Annotated in this window: 22 protein-coding genes; 17 read left to right on the top strand and 5 right to left on the bottom strand. The window is 67.9% G+C overall.

Annotation, left to right across the window (positions count from 1 at the left end):
• The first annotated feature begins 183 nt into the window (after nucleotides 1–183).
• The 4 genes from uvrC to whiA all read left to right on the top strand — a co-directional run bounded on the left by uvrC (nucleotide 184) and on the right by whiA (nucleotide 5,379).
• Nucleotides 184–2,226: an excinuclease ABC subunit UvrC gene (gene uvrC / locus ON22_RS15670; RefSeq protein ID WP_033241636.1), complete on the top strand. Its 2,043-nt coding sequence runs from the start codon at nucleotides 184–186 to the stop codon at nucleotides 2,224–2,226.
• 245 nt (nucleotides 2,227–2,471) lie between these two features.
• Nucleotides 2,472–3,347: an RNase adapter RapZ gene (gene rapZ / locus ON22_RS15665; protein WP_373280865.1), complete on the top strand. Its 876-nt coding sequence runs from the start codon at nucleotides 2,472–2,474 to the stop codon at nucleotides 3,345–3,347.
• Complete coding sequence (locus tag ON22_RS15660; protein WP_033241637.1) at nucleotides 3,344–4,405, top strand: gluconeogenesis factor YvcK family protein; 1,062 nt, start codon at nucleotides 3,344–3,346, stop codon at nucleotides 4,403–4,405. Before rapZ ends, ON22_RS15660 begins: the two co-directional genes overlap by 4 nt.
• Nucleotides 4,402–5,379 carry a DNA-binding protein WhiA gene (whiA, locus tag ON22_RS15655; RefSeq protein ID WP_174375588.1) on the top strand — a complete coding sequence of 326 codons (978 nt, stop codon included), beginning with the start codon at nucleotides 4,402–4,404 and terminating at the stop codon, nucleotides 5,377–5,379. The genes ON22_RS15660 and whiA overlap by 4 nt, the downstream gene beginning before the upstream one ends.
• A gap of 480 nt (nucleotides 5,380–5,859) precedes the next feature.
• Here whiA and ON22_RS15650 read toward each other — a convergent pair whose 3' ends face one another.
• Nucleotides 5,860–6,468 (bottom strand): GNAT family N-acetyltransferase, encoded by a 609-nt coding sequence (locus ON22_RS15650; protein ID WP_033242322.1) that lies wholly within the window; start codon nucleotides 6,466–6,468, stop codon nucleotides 5,860–5,862.
• Nucleotides 6,469–6,748: 280 nt separating this feature from the next.
• Here ON22_RS15650 and gap point away from each other — a divergent pair, with 280 nt between their 5' ends.
• The 3 genes from gap to tpiA are packed head-to-tail and all read left to right on the top strand — an operon-like array spanning nucleotide 6,749 to nucleotide 9,784.
• Nucleotides 6,749–7,768 carry a type I glyceraldehyde-3-phosphate dehydrogenase gene (gene gap / locus ON22_RS15645; RefSeq protein WP_033241639.1) on the top strand — a complete coding sequence of 340 codons (1,020 nt, stop codon included), beginning with the start codon at nucleotides 6,749–6,751 and terminating at the stop codon, nucleotides 7,766–7,768.
• 7 nt (nucleotides 7,769–7,775) lie between these two features.
• The gene (locus tag ON22_RS15640) at nucleotides 7,776–8,999 is read left to right on the top strand and encodes a phosphoglycerate kinase (RefSeq protein WP_033241640.1); all 1,224 of its coding nucleotides are present in this window, start codon (nucleotides 7,776–7,778) and stop codon (nucleotides 8,997–8,999) included.
• The gene (tpiA, locus tag ON22_RS15635) at nucleotides 8,999–9,784 is read left to right on the top strand and encodes a triose-phosphate isomerase (protein ID WP_033241641.1); all 786 of its coding nucleotides are present in this window, start codon (nucleotides 8,999–9,001) and stop codon (nucleotides 9,782–9,784) included. The genes ON22_RS15640 and tpiA overlap by 1 nt, the downstream gene beginning before the upstream one ends.
• 28 nt (nucleotides 9,785–9,812) lie before the next feature.
• Here tpiA and ON22_RS15630 read toward each other — a convergent pair whose 3' ends face one another.
• Complete coding sequence (locus ON22_RS15630) at nucleotides 9,813–11,351, bottom strand: MFS transporter (RefSeq protein ID WP_051157676.1); 1,539 nt, start codon at nucleotides 11,349–11,351, stop codon at nucleotides 9,813–9,815.
• Between the two features lie 268 nt (nucleotides 11,352–11,619).
• Between ON22_RS15630 and ON22_RS15625 the strand changes: the two genes are divergently transcribed.
• Both ON22_RS15625 and ON22_RS15620 read left to right on the top strand, forming a co-directional pair.
• Complete coding sequence (locus tag ON22_RS15625; RefSeq protein ID WP_033241642.1) at nucleotides 11,620–12,213, top strand: TetR/AcrR family transcriptional regulator; 594 nt, start codon at nucleotides 11,620–11,622, stop codon at nucleotides 12,211–12,213.
• 145 nt (nucleotides 12,214–12,358) lie between these two features.
• Entirely contained in the window at nucleotides 12,359–12,652 is a 294-nt protein-coding gene (locus ON22_RS15620) for a hypothetical protein (RefSeq protein WP_033241643.1), read from the top strand.
• A gap of 14 nt (nucleotides 12,653–12,666) precedes the next feature.
• Here ON22_RS15620 and ON22_RS15615 read toward each other — a convergent pair whose 3' ends face one another.
• Nucleotides 12,667–13,464 (bottom strand): META domain-containing protein, encoded by a 798-nt coding sequence (locus tag ON22_RS15615; RefSeq protein ID WP_033241644.1) that lies wholly within the window; start codon nucleotides 13,462–13,464, stop codon nucleotides 12,667–12,669.
• 150 nt (nucleotides 13,465–13,614) lie between these two features.
• On the opposite strand from ON22_RS15615, the gene ON22_RS15610 reads away from it, so the two are divergent.
• From ON22_RS15610 to secG, 3 genes are read left to right on the top strand one after another with little or no spacing between them, the layout of a single operon-like run.
• Complete coding sequence (locus ON22_RS15610; protein WP_081595603.1) at nucleotides 13,615–14,973, top strand: MFS transporter; 1,359 nt, start codon at nucleotides 13,615–13,617, stop codon at nucleotides 14,971–14,973.
• A 31-nt stretch (nucleotides 14,974–15,004) separates the two neighbouring features.
• Entirely contained in the window at nucleotides 15,005–16,612 is a 1,608-nt protein-coding gene (locus tag ON22_RS15605; RefSeq protein WP_086007744.1) for an MFS transporter, read from the top strand.
• 14 nt (nucleotides 16,613–16,626) lie between these two features.
• Nucleotides 16,627–16,860, top strand: a complete 234-nt coding sequence (gene secG / locus ON22_RS15600; protein ID WP_033241645.1) for a preprotein translocase subunit SecG — start codon at nucleotides 16,627–16,629, stop codon at nucleotides 16,858–16,860.
• A 3-nt stretch (nucleotides 16,861–16,863) separates the two neighbouring features.
• On the opposite strand, the gene ON22_RS15595 is transcribed toward secG, so the two are convergent.
• A complete protein-coding gene (locus tag ON22_RS15595; protein ID WP_033241646.1) occupies nucleotides 16,864–17,712 on the bottom strand; it encodes an SDR family NAD(P)-dependent oxidoreductase in 849 nt (282 codons plus the stop codon).
• 54 nt (nucleotides 17,713–17,766) lie between these two features.
• On the opposite strand from ON22_RS15595, the gene ON22_RS15590 reads away from it, so the two are divergent.
• Nucleotides 17,767–18,732: an alpha/beta fold hydrolase gene (locus tag ON22_RS15590; protein WP_033241647.1), complete on the top strand. Its 966-nt coding sequence runs from the start codon at nucleotides 17,767–17,769 to the stop codon at nucleotides 18,730–18,732.
• A 90-nt stretch (nucleotides 18,733–18,822) separates the two neighbouring features.
• The gene (locus ON22_RS15585; protein WP_033242326.1) at nucleotides 18,823–19,491 is read left to right on the top strand and encodes an HAD family hydrolase; all 669 of its coding nucleotides are present in this window, start codon (nucleotides 18,823–18,825) and stop codon (nucleotides 19,489–19,491) included.
• A gap of 57 nt (nucleotides 19,492–19,548) precedes the next feature.
• Here ON22_RS15585 and ON22_RS15580 read toward each other — a convergent pair whose 3' ends face one another.
• A complete protein-coding gene (locus ON22_RS15580) occupies nucleotides 19,549–20,376 on the bottom strand; it encodes a class I SAM-dependent methyltransferase (RefSeq protein WP_033241648.1) in 828 nt (275 codons plus the stop codon).
• 68 nt (nucleotides 20,377–20,444) lie between these two features.
• Between ON22_RS15580 and ON22_RS15575 the strand changes: the two genes are divergently transcribed.
• Genes ON22_RS15575 through ON22_RS15565 form a run of 3 tightly spaced genes read left to right on the top strand, consistent with a single transcriptional unit; the run spans nucleotide 20,445 to nucleotide 23,053 of the window.
• A complete protein-coding gene (locus tag ON22_RS15575) occupies nucleotides 20,445–21,038 on the top strand; it encodes a TetR/AcrR family transcriptional regulator (RefSeq protein WP_033241649.1) in 594 nt (197 codons plus the stop codon).
• Nucleotides 21,039–21,067: 29 nt separating this feature from the next.
• Complete coding sequence (locus tag ON22_RS15570; protein WP_033241650.1) at nucleotides 21,068–22,045, top strand: dipeptidase; 978 nt, start codon at nucleotides 21,068–21,070, stop codon at nucleotides 22,043–22,045.
• A gap of 60 nt (nucleotides 22,046–22,105) precedes the next feature.
• Nucleotides 22,106–23,053: a phosphotransferase gene (locus ON22_RS15565; protein WP_033241651.1), complete on the top strand. Its 948-nt coding sequence runs from the start codon at nucleotides 22,106–22,108 to the stop codon at nucleotides 23,051–23,053.
• Nucleotides 23,054–23,057: the final 4 nt, after the last annotated feature.

Here is a 23,057-nt window from a genome sequence, read left to right as displayed (position 1 = left end):
GATCGCGCCACCGCGCACCGATTCTCCGAACGCTGTGACCTGTCGTCGCGGCGGGCGCGCTACCGAACCTCCGGACTCTCGCCCGCCGGTGCGACGGGCCCATGATGGCGATCCCCGGCCGGGAACCCTGCGGCGATCCGACCGGGGGGAAGTCTGTCCGAGGTCGCTACTAACCTTGGACCCGTGGCAGATCCCGCGACGTACCGGCCGCAGCCGGGCAGTATTCCGCTCGAACCCGGTGTCTACAAGTTCCGTGACTCCTACGGGCAGGTCATCTACGTCGGCAAGGCGAAAAGTCTGCGTAATCGGCTCAACTCGTATTTCGCCGATGTGGCGGCATTACATCCGCGGACGCGGCAGATGGTCACCACCGCCGCGAGCGTGGAATGGACGGTGGTTTCCACCGAGGTGGAAGCGCTGCAGCTGGAATACAACTGGATCAAGGAATTCGATCCGCGATTCAATGTCCGCTACCGCGACGACAAATCCTATCCGGTGCTGGCCGTCACCCTGAACGAGGAATATCCGCGACTTTTCGTTTATCGCGGTGCACGGAAGAAAGGGGTCCGCTATTTCGGGCCCTATGCCCATGCGTGGGCGATCCGGGAAACCCTCGATCTGCTGCTCCGGGTTTTTCCGGCCCGTACCTGCTCGGCCGGGGTGTTCAAACGGCACGGGCAGATCGGCCGGCCCTGTCTGCTCGGTTATATCGACAAATGTTCGGCGCCGTGTGTGGACCGGGTTTCGGCGGACGAGCACCGGCGTATCGTCGAGGATTTCTGCGATTTCCTGGCCGGTCGTACCGACCGGATGGTCAAGGAATTGGAACGCCGGATGCGCGCCGCATCCGAGGACCTCGATTTCGAAACCGCGGCCCGGCTCCGCGACGATGTGCAGGCCTTGCGCCGGGCGCTGGAAAAACAGGCCGTAGTACTCGGTGACGGTACCGATGCCGATGTGATCTCTTTCGCCGGCGACGATCTGGAGGTCGCGGTGCAGGTCTTCCATGTGCGCGCCGGCCGGGTGCGCGGCCAGCGCGGCTGGGTGGTGGACAAATCCGGCGACGCGGCCGACACCCCGGACCAGGGGGGAGAGCTGGCCGCGCTGGTGGAACAGTTCCTCACCCAGTTCTACGGTGAGCAGGCCGCGGTCGCCGCGCAGACTGCCGGAGACCACACGGCGGCGGTCGTCCCGCGGGAGGTCCTGGTACCGGAGCTCCCCGCCGATGTCGACGAGGTCCAGCGCTGGCTGTCGCAACTGCGGGGCAGCGCCGTACAGGTACGGGTACCGCAGCGCGGTGACAAGAAGGCTCTCGCCGATACCGTCGCCCGCAATGCCACCGAGGCGCTCGCACAGCACAAACTCCGCCGGGCCGGCGATCTCACCTCGCGCTCGGTGGCGCTGCAGGATATCCAGGACGCCCTCGACCTCGATACCGCGCCGCTGCGGATCGAATGTGTCGATATCAGTCATGTCCAGGGCACCGATGTGGTGGCCTCGCTGGTGGTGTTCGAGGACGGACTGCCCAAGAAATCCGATTACCGGCACTATGCGATCCGGGAGGCGGCCGGCGGGGGCCGCTCCGATGATGTCGCCAGTATCGCCGAGGTCACCCGGCGCCGGTTCCTGCGGTTGCGCCGGGAACGCGATGCCACGGAACAGGCCGATCTCGCCGGGACGGCCGAGGTGCCACAGTTCGAGACCGCCCCCGGAGCCGAAGACCTCGCGGAGGAGGAGATCACCACCCGGCCCGGAATCGATCCGAAGACCGGCCGCCCCCGTAAGTTCGCCTATCCGCCGAATCTGTACGTCGTCGACGGTGGTGCACCGCAGGTAGCGGCCGCGGCCGAGGTACTCGACGAACTCGGGATCACCGATGTCGCGGTGGTGGGGCTGGCGAAACGGCTGGAAGAGGTCTGGGTGCCGGGCGAACCCGACCCGGTGATCCTGCCGCGCACCAGTGAGGCGCTCTACCTGCTGCAACGCGTACGTGATGAAGCCCACCGCTTCGCGATCGCCTTCCATCGCAGTAAACGATCCCGGCGGATGACGGCCTCCGCGCTGGATTCGGTGCGCGGGCTCGGTGCGGCCCGTCGTACTGCGCTGGTCACGCATTTCGGGTCGGTGGCCCGGCTGAAGGAAGCAACCGTGGAGGAGATCATCGAGGTGCCCGGTATCGGCCGGGCCACCGCGGAGGCGGTGCTGGCCGCCCTGCACGACCGATAGCCTCCGGCGCGGCGCACGGCGCAACAGCGCGGTGACCGGCGCGGGTCACGTACGTTTGTTCCTGCGCCCCGCGGCGGTGTTGCTGCGCTCCGGGACAGGGACCGGGCGCATGCGCTACAGCAGGGTGACCGAAACGCATTCCCGAACACAGATCCGGGTGGTACATGACTCGCGTCGAATCGAACAGCAGTACGAAAGTGGTGCCGGGTGGGGGACCGGGTTCGGGGACCCCGGTCGAGGTCGTGATGGTGACCGGGCTGTCCGGTGCCGGGCGGGGGACCGCCGCGCGAGTTCTGGAGGATCTCGGCTGGTATGTCACCGACAACCTGCCGCCGGAACTCATCGGGCGGATGGTCGAACTCGGCGCCTCGGCGGATCCGCCCATCCGCCGGCTGGCGATCGTGATGGATGTGCGGAGCCGCTTCTTCACCGGCGATCTCCCCGCGGTCACCGAACAGTTGCGTGCCCGCGGCGTGCCCACCCGGATTCTGTTCCTGGAAGCCTCCGACGATGTGCTGATCCGGCGGTTCGGGTTCGCCCGGCGCCGCCACCCGCTGCAGAACGACAGCGCCGACGGGACCCTGTCGGCCGGGATCGCCGCCGAACGGGTCCGGCTCGCCGGGGTGAAGGCCGCCGCCGATGTGGTCATCGACACCACGGAGCTGTCGATCCACCAATTGCACCGGAAACTGGAGGAGGTCTACGGCGGCGGCACGCCCGCCGCACTGCAGCTGACCGTGCAATCGTTCGGATTCAAGTACGGTGTCCCGCTGGACGCGGACATGGTGCTGGATGTGCGTTTCCTGCCCAACCCACACTGGGTACCAGAACTTCGGCAGCACACCGGTCAGGAAGCGGTGGTCAGTGACTATGTGCTGTCGCGTCCGGGCGCCGAGGACTATCTGCGGACCTGCGAGCATCTGATCGAGCTGACCACCCAGGGTTACCGCCAAGAGGGGAAGCGATACATGACCGTCGCAGTGGGCTGTACCGGCGGCAGACATCGCAGTGTCGCGATCGCCGAGGCCCTGGGGCAGCTGGCCGGCCGCAGCATCGACGACGATGCGGACGGCCCGGTCGATGCGGTGCGGGTGCTGCACCGGGATCTGGGGCGCGAATGAGTGCCCCGGGCAGTCCCGTCACCGGCCACGGTCCCGAGGTCGTCGCCCTCGGCGGCGGACACGGTCTCTACGCCACCCTGTCGGCGGTGCGCCGGCTCACCCGGCGGATCAGCGCGGTGGTCACCGTCGCCGACGACGGCGGTTCGTCCGGCCGGCTGCGCCGCGAACTGGGCGTTCCGCCGCCCGGCGACCTGCGGATGGCCCTGGCGGCGCTGGCGGCCGACGCCGACGGCGTCCTCACCCGGACCGTGCAGCACCGCTTCGGCGGTACCGGCGCACTGGCCGGGCATTCGGTCGGGAATCTGCTGCTGGCCGGTCTCACCGAGGTGCTGGGTGATCCGGTGGCCGCCCTCGACAAGGTCGGTGAGCTGCTCGGTATCAGTGGCCGGGTACTGCCCATGTCGACCCTCCCGCTCGATATCGAGGCCGATGTCTCGGGCTTGGAAACCGACCCGCGGGTGAGCCGCTGTATCCGCGGTCAGGTGGCGGTGGCCACCACCCCCGGCAAGGTGCGCCGGGTGCGGTTGCTGCCCGCCGACCCGCCCGCCTGCGCCGAGGCCACCGCCGCCATCGAACGAGCGGATGCGGTGGTCCTGGGACCCGGATCGTGGTTCACCAGTGTCATCCCGCATCTGCTGGTGCCCGGCCTGCGCGATGCGCTGGTCCATACCCGGGCGCGTAAGGTGCTGATTCTGAACCTGGTCGCACAGCCCGGTGAGACGGCGGGTTTCTCCGCCGAACGTCATCTGCATGTATTGTCCCAGCACGCACCGGATTTCGCGGTCGACGAGGTTCTGGTCGATTCCGGGTGCGTACCGGAGGGACGCGAGCGCGAACATGTGGCCAGAGCGGCCGGGCAACTGCGGGCACGAGTAGTCTTTTCCGATGTCGCCGACGCGGGAACGGCCCGGCACGACGCCGGAAAGCTCGCCGCCGCACTGGATCAACTGATCCACGAGCCCCGGCCGGCGTTGCCGGGGCTTCGAGTCGAGGGACGGCACATGGGTCAGGATGTGCGGTCCGGGTTGGGTGGAAAGGAGCACGTCTCGTGGCGATGACAGCCGAAGTGAAAGACGAGCTGAGCCGGCTCGCCGTAACACAGGTGAGTGCGCGTAAAGCCGAACTGTCCGCCCTGCTGCGTTTCGCCGGCGGTCTGCATATCGTCGGCGGGCGGGTGATCGTCGAAGCCGAAGTCGATATGGGGTCCATCGCGCGGCGGCTACGGCGGGAGATCTTCGAACTCTACGGATACGGGTCGGATGTGCATGTGCTCAGTGCCGGTGGCCTGCGCAAATCCTCCCGGTACGTGGTCCGGGTCGCGAAGGAGGGCGAAGCCCTCGCGCGCCAGACCGGACTGCTGGACGTGCGCGGCCGGCCCGTGCGCGGACTACCCGCCCAGGTCGTCGGCGGCAGTGTCGCCGATGCCGAGGCCGCGTGGCGCGGCGCCTTCCTGGCCCACGGATCGCTCACCGAACCCGGCCGCTCCTCGGCACTCGAGGTGAGCTGCCCGGGCCCGGAGGCGGCGTTGGCGCTGGTGGGCGCCGCGCGGCGGCTCGGTATCTCGGCGAAGGCGCGGGAAGTGCGCGGCACCGACCGGGTCGTGGTCCGCGACGGTGAGGCGATCGGCGCGCTGCTCACCCGGATGGGCGCGCAGGACACCCGGCTCACCTGGGAGGAACGCCGGATGCGGCGTGAGGTCCGCGCCACCGCCAACCGGCTCGCCAACTTCGACGACGCCAACCTGCGGCGATCGGCACGTGCCGCGGTCGCGGCGGCAGCCCGGGTCGAACGTGCGCTGGAACTGCTCGGCGACGACGTCCCGGACCATCTGGCGGCGGCGGGAAAGCTGCGCGTCGAACACCGGCAGGCCTCCCTGGAGGAACTCGGCCAGCTCGCCGACCCGCCGATGACCAAGGACGCCGTGGCCGGACGGATCCGGCGGTTGCTGTCGATGGCCGACCGGCGTGCCAAGGAACTCGGCGTGCCGGATACCGAATCGGCGGTCACGGCCGAACTGCTCGACGACGCCTGAGCCCCCGTCCCGGACTGGTGACCGGCGCCGTGTTGTGGTGACGATCCGGCTCCACGACACGGCGCGGAGCCGGCAGTCGAACCGGCTCCAGCACGACCTGTCCGCCGTGTCGGCTCCTCTCCCGACATATTGCGCGCCGGCCGTGCGCGCGCCGGCTCGACGCGAGCGATCGCGACGGTGACCAGCGAGGTGCCCTCGGGCCGTAGGTAGCCGGCTGGGCAGGCCGAAACACGGGGCGCGGGCTCGCGGCCCGTCCGGACGTATCACTCGCCCCCATGGGCACGTGCCCGGCCGGGCCGCGTAGAACCGGAGCGGCTCGGGCGGCCCGCCCGGTCCCTCCGGAGAGCGACTCGACATGGTCGAACCGTTCGTGGCGATACTCCGGCGCCCCGAATTCTGGCTGATCCCGCAGCAACCAAGGGGCAGCGGGTCCGCTCGGCGCCCCATCGTGTGGTACGCGGGTCCGGTGGACCGGAACCGCTACGGCTGCCGGAGCATGCACCAGGTCAGGGGGCCGCCGTCGGGGATATCCACTTCTGCGGTCACGTGGAAACCGAGGTGCTCGTAGAAGCGCACGTTCTCCGCGGTCGACGTCTCGAGGAACGCCCCGACACCTTCGCGTTCGGCGGCGGCCAGGCCGGGCTCGATCACGGCGCGGCCCAGTCCGCTGCCGCGGCGGGCGGGCTCGACCCCCACGGTGCCGAGGAACCAGACGGGGTCGGCCGGGCGGTGTGGATGCAGTGCAGCCTCGGCTGTTGCCTGCGCCTCGGCACGGTTACCGGCCAGTTCGGTGAAGCGGGGTGCGAGTTCGGTGAATACCGGGCCGGCATCGGTGGCAGGCGTGGTCCAGACCGCGACCGCGTCACCGTCGTCGGCGACCCACACCCGGCCGTGGGGTAGTCCGATGCGGGTGAGGAAGAGTTCCTGGAACTCGGATAGCCGGCGTTCGTGGTCGTCCGCGGCGATGGTGTGCCGGGTCCAGGGGTAGTCGAGGAAAGCGCGGGTGAGGCTTCTGGTGGCGCGGGGAATATCGGCGGGAGTGGCCGGACGGACGTGCGGCCCCGAACCGGGGAGAGGTGAACTGGGCATCCCCACCATCCTGCGGTGCGGTGTCCGGAGTTGCCAGTGATTTTCGGGACCCGGCCTCGGCCGTACGCCCCCGCGGGGCGCGGATTCGGGCCGGAGCTGCGGTTGCCCGCCGGATCCGGCACGCCCGGCCCGACACGCGGAAGTGGCGCCGCGGATGAGGTTCGGGCGCGCCCGGATAGCCGGTGGTCACCAACACCAGGGGTGTGTCGGAGAGAAGACCCGAAGGCATTAGTGTGGGTGGCGTCGGAATCATCCGCTTGACAGCTGAGGAGCGAGAAACGTGACTGTCCGGGTAGGTATCAACGGCTTCGGCCGTATCGGACGTAACTTCTTCCGGGCGGTGGAGGCGCAGAAAGCGCTCGGCACCACCGATATCGAGATCGTGGCGGTCAACGACCTCACCGACAACGCGTCTCTGGCCACCCTGCTCAAATACGATTCGATCCTCGGCCGGCTGCCGAAGGATGTCTCGCTGGACGGCGAGGACACCATCGTGGTCGGTGACCAGCGCATCAAGGCGCTGGCCGTCAAGGAGGGTCCGGCGGCGCTGCCGTGGGGCGATCTGGGCGTGGACGTCGTCGTCGAATCCACCGGTATCTTCACCGACGCCACCAAGGCCAAGGGGCACCTGGCCGCCGGCGCCAAGAAGGTCATCATCTCCGCGCCCGCCAAGGGCGAGGACATCACCATCGTGATGGGTGTCAACGACGACAAGTACGACGGCAGCCAGAACATCATCTCCAACGCGTCCTGCACCACCAACTGCCTGGGCCCGCTGGCGAAGGTGCTGAACGACGAGTTCGGCATCGTCAAGGGTCTGATGACCACCATCCACGCCTACACGCAGGACCAGAACCTGCAGGACGGCCCGCACAAGGATCTGCGTCGCGCCCGCGCCGCCGCGGTGAACATCGTGCCGACCAGCACCGGTGCGGCCAAGGCCATCGGCCTGGTGCTGCCCGAGCTCAACGGCAAGCTCGACGGCTACTCGCTGCGAGTCCCGATCCCCACGGGGTCGATCACCGACCTGACCGCGGATCTGGCGAAGAAGGCCACGGTCGACGAGATCAACGCGGCGTTCAAGGCCGCCGCCGAGGGGCCGCTGAAGGGCATCCTGAAGTACAACGTGGATCCGATCGTCTCCAGCGATATCGTCACCGATCCGCACTCCTCCATCTACGACGCGCCGCTGACCAAGGTCATCGACGACCAGGTGAAGGTCTACTCCTGGTACGACAACGAGTGGGGCTACTCCAACCGCCTCGCCGACCTCATCGGCCTCGTCGGCAAGTCCCTCTAGGACCGGCGTGAGCATCAAAACTCTGGACGATCTCCTCGCCGAGGGCGTCGAGGGCCGTGGCGTACTGGTGCGTTCCGACCTCAACGTCCCCCTCGACAACGGCGAGATCACCGATCCGGGCCGGATCATCGCCTCGGTGCCGACCATCCGCGCACTGGTGGAAGCCGGTGCGAAGGTGGTCGTCACCGCGCATCTCGGCCGCCCGAAGGGTGCCCCGGATCCGGCGTTGTCGCTGGCTCCGGTGGCGACCCGCCTGGCCGCCGAGCTGGGTCGCAACGTGCAACTCGCCGCTGATGTGGTGGGTCAGGACGCGCTCGCGCGCTCCGAGGGCCTCACCGACGGCGATGTGCTGCTGCTGGAGAATATCCGCTTCGATCCGCGCGAGACCGCCAAGGACGACGCCGACCGTGCGAAACTGGCCGCCGCGCTGGTGGAACTGGTCGGCGACGACGGTGCGTTCGTCTCCGACGGTTTCGGTGTGGTGCACCGGAAGCAGGCGTCGGTGTACGACGTGGCGAAACTGCTGCCGCACTACGCGGGCACGCTCGTTGCGGCCGAGGCCGATGTGCTGGCCAAGCTCACCGAATCCACCGACCGCCCCTATGCGGTGGTGCTCGGCGGGTCGAAGGTCTCGGACAAACTGGCCGTGATCGAGGCGCTGGCCCCCAAGGTCGACACCCTGGTCATCGGCGGCGGGATGTGCTTCACCTTCCTGGCCGCGGAGGGTCTGTCCGTCGGTTCCTCGCTGCTGCAGGAGGAGATGATCGACACCTGTAAACAGCTGCTGGATCGCTACGCCGATGTCATCCATCTGCCGCGCGATATCGTCGTCGCCGATTCCTTCGCCGCGGACGCGGAATCGAAGACCGTGCCGTGCCACGAGATCCCGGACGGCTGGCTGGGCCTGGATATCGGCCCGGAATCGGTGCAGCGTTTCGCCGCACTGCTCACCGAGGCGCGCACGGTGTTCTGGAACGGCCCGATGGGCGTGTTCGAGTTCGACAAGTTCGCGGCCGGTACCCGCGGTGTGGCCGAGGCCATCGCCACGGCCACCGGTAAGGGTGCGTTCACCGTTGTCGGTGGTGGCGATTCCGCGGCGGCGGTGCGGGCGCTCGGTATCCCGGAAAGCGATTTCTCGCATATCTCCACCGGTGGCGGTGCCTCACTGGAGTACCTGGAAGGTAAGACGCTGCCCGGCATCAGCGTGCTCGACGATGCGGAGGACGCGTAATGGCTCGGAAACCGCTGATCGCGGGCAACTGGAAGATGAACCTCAATCACCTCGAGGCCATCGCCCTGGTGCAGAAGATCGCGTTCGCGCTGCCGGACAAGTACTTCGACAAGGTCGATGTCACGGTGATTCCGCCGTTCGTCGATATCCGCAGCGTGCAGACGCTGATCGAAGGCGACAAACTGCGCATCACCTACGGCGCGCAGGATGTTTCGGTACACGAATCCGGCGCCTACACCGGTGAGGTCAGCGCGGCCATGCTGGCCAAGCTGGGGTGCCGGTTCGCGGTGGTCGGGCATTCCGAGCGCCGCCAGTACCACAACGAGGACGACGCCACGGTGCTCGCGAAAGCGAAGCAGGCGCTGAAGCACGGGGTCACCCCGATCGTCTGCATCGGTGAGGGACTGAACGTCCGTGAGGCGGGCACCCACGTCGAGTACAACCTCGAGCAGTTGCGGGGTTCGCTGAAGGGCCTGAAGCCCGAGGAGATCGCGAAGGTCGTCATCGCCTACGAACCCGTATGGGCGATCGGCACCGGAAAGGTCGCCACCCCGGCCGACGCCCAGGAGGTGTGCGGCGCCATCCGTGGCGAGCTCGTCCAGCTGGCCGGAGCCGAGGTCGCCGAGACCGTGCGGGTGCTCTACGGCGGTTCGGTGAACGCCAAGAATGTCGGTGAGCTGAGCAAGCAGACCGATATCGACGGTGCGCTGGTGGGTGGAGCTTCGCTCAAGGGCGACGAGTTCGCCACGCTGTCCGCGATTGCCGCGGGCGGTCCGCTGCCCTGAGTAGGTGAATCCATCGAGGCCCGCCGGTCTACCCGGCGGGCCTCGACGTTTCCGGAGGCCCGGGGGCCCAGAAAACGAAGGCGGCAGCAGCGATGAGACTGATGACCGCCAGGGTGAAGACAGTGTGGTGCAGGCCGTCGAGGAAAGCGGTGCGGGCGAGTTCGAGCAGCGGTTGCGCTGCGGGGCCCGCCTGTTCAGCGAGTTGAGTGGTGGCGGCAAGCGAGTGCGCGACCGGTTCGCGGGCCGGGGCCGGCAACTGTGGGAGATCGGCGGCGATGCTGGTGCGGTAGCCGGTGGCCAGCACGGTGCCGGCGACAGCGATACCGATGGCCGCGCCGATCTCACGGGCGGCGTCGTTGACCGCCGCCGCAACGCTGTGCCTATCGGCGGCGGCATCGCTCATGATCGCGGTGGTGGCCGGTGCCGCGGCGAATCCGATGCCGATGCCCACGATCGACAGGGGGATCAGGACGCCGGGGTAGCCGTCCTCGGGGGCCAGGCGGGTCATGAGCAGTAGCCCGGCGGCGAGGACTGTCAGCCCGGTCGCGGTGGGCAGCCGGAGTCCGTAGCGTGCGGTGAGCAGGGGCGACAGCAACGACAGTCCGATGACTGCGACCCCCATGGGTAGGACGGCCACGGCGGCATGCAGGGGGCTGTAGCCCAGGATCAGCTGCAGATACTGCACGACGATCATGAAGAGCCCGAAGGTGATGAGGAACTGGACGGTGATCGATGCCGCTCCGCAGCCGAAACCGCGGCGGGCGAACAGCCGTAGGTCCAGCATGGGAGACCGGACCCGGAGTTCGACCACCACGAACAGTTCCGCGGCCAGCGCCGCGCCGGCCAGGCCGGCCAGGATATATGGATCGGTCCATCCCCGGTCGGCGACCGCGATCAATGCCCAGACCAGCAGTGCGATCGCGGTGACGCTGGTGAGCGCACCGAGCGGGTCCAGCCCGGGCGGTGTGGCACTGCGGGATTCGGCGAGCGTGAGCCCCGCGGCGGCGAGCGCGACCGCGGCGACAGCCATCCCGACGAAAATGGATTGCCACGACCACCACTGCAATAGCAATCCGGATCCGATGAGCCCGATGAGGCCGCCGGAGCCCGCTGCGCCGGCCCAGACTCCGACGGCTCGTCCCGACCCACCCGGCGGGAATACGGCGGTGATCATGGACAGGGTGGACGGCATGACCAGTGCGGCACCGACACCGGCGAGTACGCGGGCGGCGATCAGCCACGCGACTGCCGAGGTGGCCAGCGGGATGATCGACGCGGCCGCGAAGACGACGAGACCGCCGATCAGCAGCCGTCGTCGGCCGTAGCGGTCACCGAGGGCTCCGGCGGGCAGTACCAAGCAGGCCAGCGCGAGGGTGTATCCGTCTACGATCCACGTTGCTTGGGTGTGGTTCGCGCCGGTGCCGATGGTGATGGGCGCCAGCGCGGTGTAGAGGGCGGCCATCGAGGCGATCACCAACGTGACCGCCAGGCACGATACGGCCAGGGTTTGCCGCTGAGCCCAGGACCACCCGCGTGCCGGTGGGTCCATCACTTCGATGGTCGACATCCGCTCTCCGTTCACAGTCCGACGCGCCGCCGGCTTCGGATACCGGGGCGGCAGCCGAAGGCGGCCGTGCGCCGGGCCGCCCGGCGCGACGACCGGTCGCCGGCGTCGTATCCGCATCCACGGTCGTCGCTGCCTGCCGCCGGAACAAGATCTGCGACCGAAGTAGATACGCAGTGCGCCGCGAGACCGTCCGCCGCCGTCTCACACCATTGTTGTGAACTGGGCGAAAGCGAAAACTCCCGCCTCCGATTTGTCTCATACTGAGCCGATGGGTCGAGACTGGCTACTCGGCGCGGATCGTCACGACACCGCGGCCGACCATATCTATGCCGCGGTCGCCGAGCTGATCACGCGCCGGGGCTTCGACGGTCTCGACGTCGATACCGTGGCCCGGCATGCGCACTGCTCACGCGCCACCGTCTACCGGCATACCGGCGGTGTCACCCATCTCCGCGAGACTGTCCTTGCTCGCGCGGCGAACCGTATCGCCGGTGTGGTCGAGTCCGCTCTCGGTGACCTCACCGGCTCCGACCGCGTGTACGCGGCGCTCACCGTCACACTTCACGAAGTCCGCTCCGATCCGATCGTCGTCGCATTTCTCGCCTCACAGCACGGGCCCCGCTCGGTGGTGACCTTTGCCGAATCGCCGGCCCTGATCGGCATCGTTTCCGACATGCTGGGCACGCCCCCGGACGACCCCCTCATCGGCATCTGGTTCATCCGGTCGGTGTTATCTCTGCTGCTGTGGCCGACCGATGCCGAATCGGAAGCTCAGCTGTTGCAACGTTTCCTCATCCCTGCCCTCCGCCCCCGGGACACCGAGGGGCGCCCCGAAGACCAGGTCGCGCGGCCCGCCCGGTGATTCCGGGGCCGGTGCGGATATCCGGTTGCCGCGACGTGCCCATCGACGGGCGATACCGCTCGATTACCGCAGACCCGGCGGTGGATCCGGAATACTGCGGTGCCGGATCCGAAGAGCCCACAACTCCGAGCGAAAGGAACAGTGCGTGCGATATTTCCTCGAAACCGTGGGTGTTTTCGCCGTCGGCGCAGCGCTCACACTGACCGTCGAGCTCGGCGCCGAGGCGGCTCCCGGCGACTTCGTCTACCGTTCCCAGGTCGGTGGTCCGTCCGTGCTGAACGATCTGGAATCCGACCGGTGTTACAACACCCCGGGTGCCGCCGGAATGCTCGCCAACGACACCGATATGGACGTGGCAGCCTTTCCCGGACCCAACTGTGAGGGTGTGCCCATGGACGCGGAAACCGGAGCATTCGAGAGCGTGGTGTTCGGCTCCTAGCCCCGAGGCTCGAACTACTGGGCCCGCAGCGTCAAACCGTGGCCGTTGGGATTGCGCACAGTGAGGGTATCGGCGTCGACCGTGGCCTGTGCTGTGCCGTCCAGGGCGGCGAGAACCGCGCGCTCAACCTCCATGACCTCGGGTGTGCACATCATCCGGGTGGTGGCCGCGGTGAACGCGATATCGGCGCCGTCCGGGGTTTCGGTGACCTCGGCGCGACCCGTCAGCCGGTTGCAACCGGCGAAACCGGTCAGCCCGCCGTCCTCGGCGATGGTGAGGCGGGGCCGCACTTCGTCGATTGTGCGGGACGATACCCGGGCCTGTGGGGTGAGCAGCGTGGTGACGATCCATTCGGTACCGCGGATCGGCCGGTCCGGTTGTGCCACTTTCTTGTCCGTGAGTACCACCGTCGATTTCTTGCCGATCAGCGTCAGCCGGTCGCGGTCGAGCTCCCAGGTCGGTTCGCCGCGCAGCAGCTCGCCCACCCAGGTATCGGATCCGGCGCGTTCACCGGGACAGGCGGCGAGGGTGCTCGCCAGTTCGGAAACGTGCAGAACGTGACCGTGCAGATCCACTGCACCGCTGTGTGTGTTGCACCCGGCGTCGGCGGTGATCCGGCCGTCGGCGAAAACAAGGGTGAGCGGTCCACCGCCCGGGATCGCGGTACCGGTGACCTCGGTGGAGATATAGGTATGGCCCATCGGTGTCGCCTCGGGCGCCGCGGGCTCCGGCTCCTCATCGTTCGCGCAGGCCGTGGCGGCCAGCAGGATCAGTGCGAGGGCCGCACCGAATCGGAGCAGTCGTCCGGGCATGCCGCCGATGCTACCCGGCGCGGGCCGGCCACCCCGGCGGCGACATCCGGGAGTGACCGCGCTCGAATCGCGCTGATTCCAACCCTGCCGTCCCGCTCCGGGGCGCCATAACCTCACCGGTCGAGTCGATGCCGTACCGAAGGGGGCACCATGTCGTTGCTGGAAACCGCGGAGGTACCCGCCCGCACGGACGACCCCGCGGTCGCGGCCGAGCCGGGCACGGGCGGGCCGGCCGCTCGCGATACCCGGAAAGCGGTTGCCGCGAGCCTGATCGGGACCACCGTCGAGTGGTACGACTTCTTCCTCTACTCCACCGCAGCGGGCATAGTTTTCGACAAACTGTTCTTCCCGAGCACCAGTGCCTTCGTCGGAACCATGCTGTCGTTCGCCACCTTCGCCGTCGGTTTCCTGATGCGTCCGGTGGGCGGACTCGTCTTCGGGCATATCGGCGACCGGATCGGCCGGAAACGTACGCTCGCATTGACGATGGCCATCATGGGCGGAGCCACGGCCCTGATGGGCGTACTGCCCACTGCCGCCGCGATCGGTGTCGCCGCGCCGATTCTGCTGCTGGCGTTGCGGATGCTGCAGGGTTTCGCGCTCGGCGGAGAATGGGCCGGGGCCGTCCTGCTGGCCGTCGAGCACAGCCCGCGCCGGAAAGTAGGATTGTTCGGTAGTTATCCGCAGGTCGGGCTGGCACTCGGCCTCGCGCTGGGCACCGGAGTCTTCGCCCTGCTGCGCACGGTGTTGAGCGAAGACGCGTTTCTGGCTTACGGATGGCGGATCGCCTTCGGCGCCAGTCTGGTTCTGGTGCTGATCGGCCTGGTGGTGCGGCTGAAGATCGACGAGACGCCCGCTTTCCGTGAGGTGGACCGGTTGAAGCGGATCTCGAAAGTGCCGGTGGTCGAGTTGTTCCGCAACGCCCGTTCCCGGCGCAACACCGCCCTGGGATTGCTGTCCCGCTGGGGCGAGGGGGCGGCATTCAACACCTGGGGTGTTTTCGCGATCAGCTTCGCGACCGGTCAGCTGGGATTCGAGCAGGTGCCGGTACTGCTGGCGGTCACCGTCGCGGCGGTGGTGATGGCCGCGCTCATCCCGGTATCCGGCTTGCTCACCGACCGTTTCGGGCCGCGGCGGGTGTATATCGCCGGGATCGCTGGCTACGGGGTACTGGTATATCCGGTATTCCTGCTTTTCGAGACCGGCAATATCGTGGTCTTCACCGTGGCCATAATCGCGGTATTCGGTGTCGCGCACGCGGTGTTCTACGGAGCGCAGGGCACCCTGTACGCCGGTCTGTATCCGCCCGAGGTGCGGTATACGGGTTTATCGTTCGTCTATCAGTTCTCCGGAATCTACGCGTCCGGGCTGACTCCGATGATCGTCACGGCGCTGATTGCGGCCGCCGGCGGTACACCATGGCTGGCTTGCGGGTATCTGGTGGGCACCGCGGTGGTGAGCGTGATCGCGACCTGGTTCATCCGCGAGGAGGATCGCCTCACCGCGTGAGCATCCGCCAGGCCGGTCAGAGCACGCGGCTATGCTGTCCCGAGTGACCACAGCCGCGCCGCCACCAGTTTCCACATGGGCGCCGCTGCGATCCCCGGTCTACCGGGCGCTGTGGATCGCCCAGCTGGTCTCCAATCTCGGCACCTGGATGCAGATGGTGGGCGCCCAGTGGGTGCTGGTCGACGAACCCAATGCGGCGGCCCTGGTTTCGTTCGTCCAGACGGCGACGACGCTGCCGGTGATGATCCTGTCGATACCGTCCGGGGTGCTCGCCGATCTGCTGGACCGCCGGCGCCTGTTGCTCGGCGCGCAGTGCACCATGGCGGTGCTGGCGGCGGTCCTGGCGATCGCGACCGCCACCGGTCACACCACTCCGTCGGTGTTGCTCATCCTGTTGTTCCTGCTCGGCTGCGGTCAGGCGGTGGTCGCTCCCTCGTGGCAGGCGATTCAGCCCGAACTGGTCCCGCGCGACCAGATTCCGTCCGCAGCGGCGCTGGGCAGTATGAATATGAACATCGGGCGGGCAGTGGGCCCGGCGATCGCGGGCGTGCTGGTCGCGCTGTCCGGCCCGGCGCTGGTGTTCACCCTCAATGCCTTTTCGTTCTGCGCGATCGTCGGTGCGCTGCTGCTGTGGCGGCGGCCGAAAGTGGCGCGCGAATTCCCGAGCGAACGCCCGCTGGCGGCACTGCAGGCCGGGACCCGGTTCATCAAATCGGCACCGGCGATCCGGCGGGTACTGCTGCGCACCGCGCTGTTCGTCGCCCCCGGTAGCGCGTTGTGGGCGCTGCTACCGGTGATCGCACGGGATCAGCTGGGCCTGGGATCCTCCGGTTACGGCGTTATGCTCGGCGCGCTCGGAGTAGGGGCGGTACTGGGCGCGGTGAGCCTGGCGCGGGTGCGGGCGCTGCTCACACCCACCCAGCAGGTCGCCGTCGCCGCGCTGATGTTCGGTGCGGCCTGCTGCGGAACCGCGTTGCTGCGCGTCGAGGCGCTGGTGCTGATCCTGCTGGTATTCGCCGGTGCGGCCTGGCTGCTCACCCTCTCGACCATGAACGCCACCATGCAGCTGCTGCTCCCCGGATGGGTGCGGGCGCGTGGACTGTCGGTGTACATGCTGGTTTTCATGGCCGGTCAGGCGATCGGTTCGGTGGTGTGGGGCCTGGTCGCCGGCGCCTACGGGGCGGTCACCGCGCTGCTGATCGCCGGTGCGCTGCTCGGGTTGGCCGCGCTCAGTACCGTATGGCTGCCCATGCGCCAGTTCGCTGCCGGTTTCGACCTGACCCCGCAGGCGTACTGGCCCGAACCGCAGCTGGTGGTGGAACCGGAACCGGACGACGGCCCGGTGCTCGTGCTCAAGGACTACGACGTTCCGCCGGACCGGGTCCCCGGATTCCTCGACGCGATGAGTTTCGTGGGCCGGTCCCGGCAGCGCACCGGTGCCATGGAATGGCGGCTGTACCGCGATGTCGGCGCCGAGGACCGCTACGTCGAGGCGTTCGTGGTGCGCTCCTGGTCGGAGCATATGCAGCAGCACAAGGTGCGGTTGACCGCCCAGGACCTGATGCGCGAACGCGCGGTTGCGGAATTCGCTCACGACGAGACGCTCACCCACCTGGTGTCGGTCGAGCCGCGCGCATAGATACACTGTCCGGCATGCGGATGTTCCTGGATATCCTCCTGATCGTCACCAGCCTGCTGCTGGTGCTGATGGTGCTGCTGCACCGCGCCAAGGGCGGAGGTCTGTCCAGCCTGTTCGGCGGTGGGACGCAGTCGGCGCTGTCCGGCTCGACCGTTGCGGAGAAGAACCTCAACCGCATCACGGTCTTCACCGGGCTGGTCTGGTTCATCGCGATTCTGGGGATCGGCCTGGAGATCAAGTTCGCCTGATCGTCAGTCGGTCCGGGGTATCCGTCCGTCGATATCGGTGAATCCGTAGTCCTCGGCCAGATCGGCGACTTTCCAGGCCTTACCCGCTCGTTTCCTGCGGTCGGGATCGGCGGCCAGCGCCACCACCGCGCGGCCCGCGAACCGAGGCGTTTCGGCCTCGTCCAGGTCGAAGCTGCCCTCACCGGGCAGGGTCACCACGCGTTTACCCGTATCATCGGCGGGCACCATTTGTAGTAGTTCGGTGGCGACCAGGCCGGGCCATATCGAGACGGCGGTGACCTCGGTATCGGCGAGGTCGCGGGCGAAATCGGCGGTCATCCGGTCCAGTGCCGTTTTTGCGACCCCGTACACGGCGTTGTGCATGGCGCGTTGCGCGCCGGGCGAGGACACGTTCACGAGGAGACCCCCCGCTTTCAGCAGCAGCGGTGCCGCGTACACGGCTGCGACGTAATGGGAACGCACCCCGATCCGGAACGTTTCGTCCCAGGCCTTCGGCGGTACATCCCAGAATTTGCGGCCCAGCCAGCGGGCGGCGGCGGGGGAGTTGTAGACGTTGTTGACCAGGACGTCGAGCCGGTCGTGTTCGGTGCCGATACGTTCGAAGAGGGCCGCTGTGGCCTCGTCGTCGCCGTGATCACAGACCACGGGTACGCCGGTACCGCCCAGTTCGTCGATCCGGGCGGCCGTTTCGTGCACCGTGCCCGGGAGTTTGCCGGGCTGCTGCGTTCGCCCGGTGACGTATACGGTCGCGCCGGCCGCGCCGAGTTCCAGCGCGATACCTTTGCCGATACCGCGACTCGCACCGGTGACCACTGCGATCCGGTTTTTCAGGGGGTGTGGTGTTCCGTTCACAGTCCCGGGACGTTACCGTGAAACTGTAACGCGTTCTAGTATTCGGGAGGTTCCGTGACGCCGATACACCGGTTCATCGATACCGGGGGTGTGCGGATGCACATCACCGAACAGGGGCAGGGCGATCCGGTGATCTTCTGTCACGGATTCCCGCATACCGGGTACGTCTGGCACCGGCAGCTCGCCGCCCTGTCGGCGGCCGGATACCGGGCGATCGCTCCCGACCTGCGCGGCGCCGGCCGCACCGACGCCCCTGCGGCCATCGACGAGTACACCAATCGGGCCGTGATCGGTGATCTGCTGGCGCTGCTCGACGATATCGGCGCCGAACGAGCGGTGTTCGCGGGTGTCGACTTCGGTGCCGCGCTGCTGTGGGAACTCGGAATGCGGGCACCGGAGCGGGTGCGCGGCCTGATGGTGCTGAACAATCCGTTCGCGCCGCGCTCGCCGAAACCACCCGGGTACTACTGGGCGAAAATGGCCGAACGGCACTTCCTGCATATGCAGTACTTCCAGGAACCCGGCGTCGCCGACGCCCATCTTGCCGAACAGCCGCGCGAATTCCTGTCCCGGGTGTACTACGCGCTGAGCGGCGACTACCACTACCTCGATGTCTGGCAGAACCCGCCGGGTATGCGATATATCGATGCGCTGCCGCAGGCCCCGGAATTTCCGTGGCCGTGGCTTCCCGAAGCGGAATTCGATATCCTCGCCGCCGAATTCGAACGCACCGGTTTCACCGGCGGACTGAATTGGTACCGTGCCCTCGACCGCAACTGGGAACTCACCGCCGACTACGCACAGGCCGCTCCCGCCGCGCCGGTGTATTTCGTCTACGGGGAGAACGACCCGGATATGGAGGGTTTCAGCGGCCGCGACCCGCTCGCGACGATGCGCGCGACGCTACCGGACCTGCGGGAAGTCCGGTGTGTCCCCGAAGCCGGACATCTGGTCCAGTTGGAAGCCACCGATGCGGTGAACAGCTTCCTGCTCGACAGCCTCCGCGATCTCGCGTCCTGAGGTTCCGCCGGACCCGACGCGAGCGGCGCACCTATGGCCGCCGGGAAACCGCTTGTCCGCACGCTGTGGGTGCTCCGTAACCTGGCCGGTATGACTGTCCGCGGTGTGCTGTTCGATTTCTCCGGTACCCTCTTTCGATTCGAGCCGGAACTGGAGGGGCTGGTCGGACACGACGGGGAAACTCTCGACGGTGAGGCGCAGGCCGAGGTGGTGCGGCGGATGACGGCGCCGGTCGGGCGGCCGGGTGGTTTGCCGGAGCGGCTGCGCGACGAATGGGGGCGTCGGGACCTGGACCCGCCGCTGCATCGCGAACTCTATCTGGCTGTGCTGCGTGGGTCCGGGGTCGGTAATCCGGAATATCTGTACGAACAACTGCTGTCGGCGGAGGCCTGGCGGCCCTTCCCGGATACGGAGGCCGCCCTGACAGCGGTGGCGGCGGCCGGGATGCCGATCGCGGTGGTCAGCAATATCGCCTGGGATATCCGGCCGGTGTTCAAACGGGCCGGGGTCGCCGAGCAGGTGACCGAATTCGTCCTGTCGTATGCCGAGGGTGCGGTGAAACCCGATCCGCGGCTCTTCGATATCGCCTGTCGCCGTATCGGTATCACCCCCGGCGAGGTGCTGATGATCGGCGACAGTGACGAGGCGGACGGTGCTGCTGCCGAACTCGGCTGTGCAGTCACGCTGGTGGAGCCCGTTCCTGTCGGCCAGCGTCCGTGCGCACTGGTGGATGCGCTGGCCGAGTACGGGATCCGCTGACACACAGCGAGATGTCGACGACCGGCGCCCGCTGTGCTCGTGGCCCCTGCGGCGGGATCAGCCGGTCAGCGTGGCAGTCGCCGCGAGGGTGGTGTACGGCATGGTGAAACCGCCGCCGATCTCATCGATGGCCGCGCCGACACTGTCGAGCACGACCGCCAGCTGATCCGGTGCGAGCCGGGTGAGCGGGCCGGTGGTGGGCAGATGGTCGAGCCACTGGTCCCGGGTGTAGGACTGCTCCCAGTCGAAACGCCAGTGCTCGGGTTCGTCGAACCGGTCCGCCCGGCGGATACCGGCGGCGGCTGCGGCGAACATCTCCCGGTAGGTTTCGAGCGCGGATTTCGCACCGGCGGCTGCATGGGTGAAGGGGGAGTCCGGCGCGATCTTCGCGTAGGCCGCGGCCAGTGCCCGGGTGACTTCGGCGGGGGCATCGAATGCATGCCCGAATACGGCGATCCGGCCGCCCGGACGCAGGACCTGCGCGGCCTTTGCCGGGCCGGTGACCGGGTCGACCCAATGCCAGGCCTGGCCGGCGACGACCGCGTCGAAGGTGCGGCCGGCCGGATCCCACGCTTCGAACGTGCCGGTTTCGACCTCGACCCCGGTGCTGCGGGCGAATGCGGCCATCCGGTCGTCCGGGTCGATGCCGAGCACCGTGCACCCGGCCTCCTGGAATTGCCGGGCTTCGATACCGGTGCCGCAACCGATATCGAGAACATCGCGGCCCGGGCTCGTGGCGATGATCCGGGTGACGAGTGCGTCGGGGTAGCGGGGGCGGGCCCGGTCGTAGCGTTGTGGGTCGACGCCGAACGATTCGGCGACCTCGCGGTGCCGGTGTGGCTCCGGCCGGGGAGCTGGCGAGGAGTGCCGCGATAGTGTGGGCATATGCCCACACTAGTGGGCGGGCGCCCACTAGGCAATCGGTGGGCCGGAACCATGAAGGGACGGACTCGGTGCCGACCGGTGTGCATATCCGAGACGCGCGTCAGCAGTTGTTCGACGCGGCCGAACGCATCCTGCTGCGGGATGGGGCGAACGCCCTGACCAGCCGCGCCGTCACCACCGAAGCCGGAGTGGCCAAGGGCGTCCTGCACAGGTACTTCGCCGATTTCGATGCGTTCCTCGCCGAACTCGTCGAAGGCCGGCTCGCCCGGCTCGCGGACCAGGCGGGAACCCTGCGCACATCCGCCGGCACCGGGACCGTGAAGGACAACCTCACCGAGGCCTTGCTCGAGCTTTTCGACCCGGTCGCGGTGGCGGTCGTGGCCCTTATCGTGGCCCGGGACGAATTACGCACGCGACTACGCCGGACCGCACCCGGTCTGCCCGTCCTCACCGAGGCCGGTGCCATGCTCGCCGCCTACCTGGCCGACGAATGCGCACAGGGCCGTATCGCTGCCGATGCGGACACCGAGACCCTGGCGCTATCGCTGATCGGTGCCGGACATCTACTGTTCGCGGGCGCCCCGGCACGTCCGGACACCGCGGCGGTCGGCCGGATCGTGGACACGATCATGGCCGATGCCGTCCAGCGGCGGCTGCTGTGAATGTTCCGCGGGCAGGCAGTATCCGAACCATGAACTTGCTCTGGGACCAGCACGCATGCCTGCCCCTACAGGTCGGAACGGATGTGGGCGTACTGTCCCGCTTCGGGCGTCCGGGACCGACGTTCGTCTCGGTCAACGCCGGGTACTCGCCACACAGCTTCGCGGATTCGGTCGCGCTGCTGAACTACTACCGGACCGCCGTAACCCGCCACCCGGAGCTGGCGGTGATCGCTGCAGTCGATGATATCGAGGCCGTCGGCGCGACGGGACGTATTGCCGTGGCCTTCGATCTCGAGGACTCCAACCCTCTCGACGGTGACCTGGCCAACGTGCACGCCTTCGCCGACTTGGGTGTCCGCACACTGGTGCCCACCTACAACCATGCGAACCGGGCCGGCTGTGGTTGCCTGGATACCGAGGACACCGGGTTGACCGGGTGGGGTCGCGCGCTGGTCGAAGAAATGAACGCCGCCGGGATGGTGCCCGACGGGTCGCATTGCAGCGAACGCACCGGGCTGGATATGTGCGAAGCCTCCGCATTGCCCGTGGTGTACAGCCACTCGTGCATGCGTTCGGTATGGGATCACCCACGGAACGTCACCGATGACCAAGCGCGGGCCTGTGCGGAGACCGGGGGCGTCGTGGGGATCACCGGCGTCGGTATTTTCCTGGGCCCGAATACCCCGACTCCGGAGGCCATGATCAGCCATCTCGAATATGCCGTCGAACTGGTGGGAATCGACCATGTCGGCGTGAGTACCGACCACTCGTTCGATGCCGAGGACTTCCGGGCGGAAGTGGCCGCGAACCCGGACTTGTTCGACGAGTCGTATACGCGTTGGGGTCCCATTCGTTGGATGCCGCCGGAAACATTCGTCGCCCTGGGCAGCCATCTCCGTGCGCGGGGCTGGTCCGATAGCGATATCGGCGCGGTGCTCGGCCGGAATTTCGAGCGTGTCGCCCGGGCGACCTGGCGAGATCGGGAGCGGGTAGCCGTCGGTGGGTGAACGGCTGCGACAAGCGGGGAGGGGGCCGGGCGCCGGCCCGGGACGTGCGACGATTCCGGCGTGACCGATTTCGCGACGCCGCAGGAGCTTGCCCGCCGTACGTCCGCTGCCGTCGATGCGGCGGTCGGCGCTGCCCGCGATCTCGGGCTCGTGGTGACAGATGCCGCTGTGCTGCACGATATGTTCTCGGTGGTGGTGCATCTCGGTCCCGCGCCCGTGGTGGCGCGAGTCCCCACTGTGTTGTCGCCGGCTCAGCTCGCGTCACTGGGGAGGCGCCAGCAGGCGGAGCTGGAGGTGACGACGTGGCTTGCCGGGCAGGGGGTCCCGGTGATCGCGCCGAGTCCGGACGTACCGCGGGAACCTGTCCGGCGCGACGGATTCTCGATGACGTTCTGGCAGTACGCAGAAGAAGATCGGGGCGCATCGCCCGACTATGCGGTGAACTGTGATCTCGTGGCCGATCTGCACGCCGCGCTACGGGCGTATCCGGGATCGCTGCCGTTCCTGTCCGCGGCCGAACCGGATTTCGTCACCGAAAGTCTCACGGTCCTCGGCGAACACCCGGATCTGCTCGACGCCGCCGATCTGGATCGGGCACGCCGCGAGTGGCGCGTTCTCGCCCCGCTGGTCCGTTCCCGGCAGGCTTTCGAGGATCTCTTCCCCGGGATCGACCTGCAGCCCGTGCACGGTGATTCGCCGCCGGCAAACATCTTCCCCGGTGTGGACGGACACCTGTTCGCCGATTTCGAACTCGTCACCCTGGGCCCGGTCGAATGGGATCTGGCGGGTCTCGGCCCCGAACTGGAGGCCGCCTACGACAACGGTGCCCGGCGCAACGGCATCCGCCCGTTGGACGCCGGTGTACTGCGATTCGTGAACGCGGTGGGCATGCTGCGGGTTATCGCCTGCCTGGCCCTCGTACCGCAACAGCCGGTCCTGCACGACTATCTGTACCCTGCCCTCGCACAGTGGCGTGAGCTGCCGTTCGCCGGTGGAATCGCCGGATAGCGGT

Source organism: Nocardia carnea NBRC 14403 (assembly GCF_000308515.1).
Lineage (GTDB): Bacteria > Actinomycetota > Actinomycetes > Mycobacteriales > Mycobacteriaceae > Nocardia > Nocardia carnea.
This window is presented reverse-complemented; position numbering and strand designations above follow the sequence as displayed.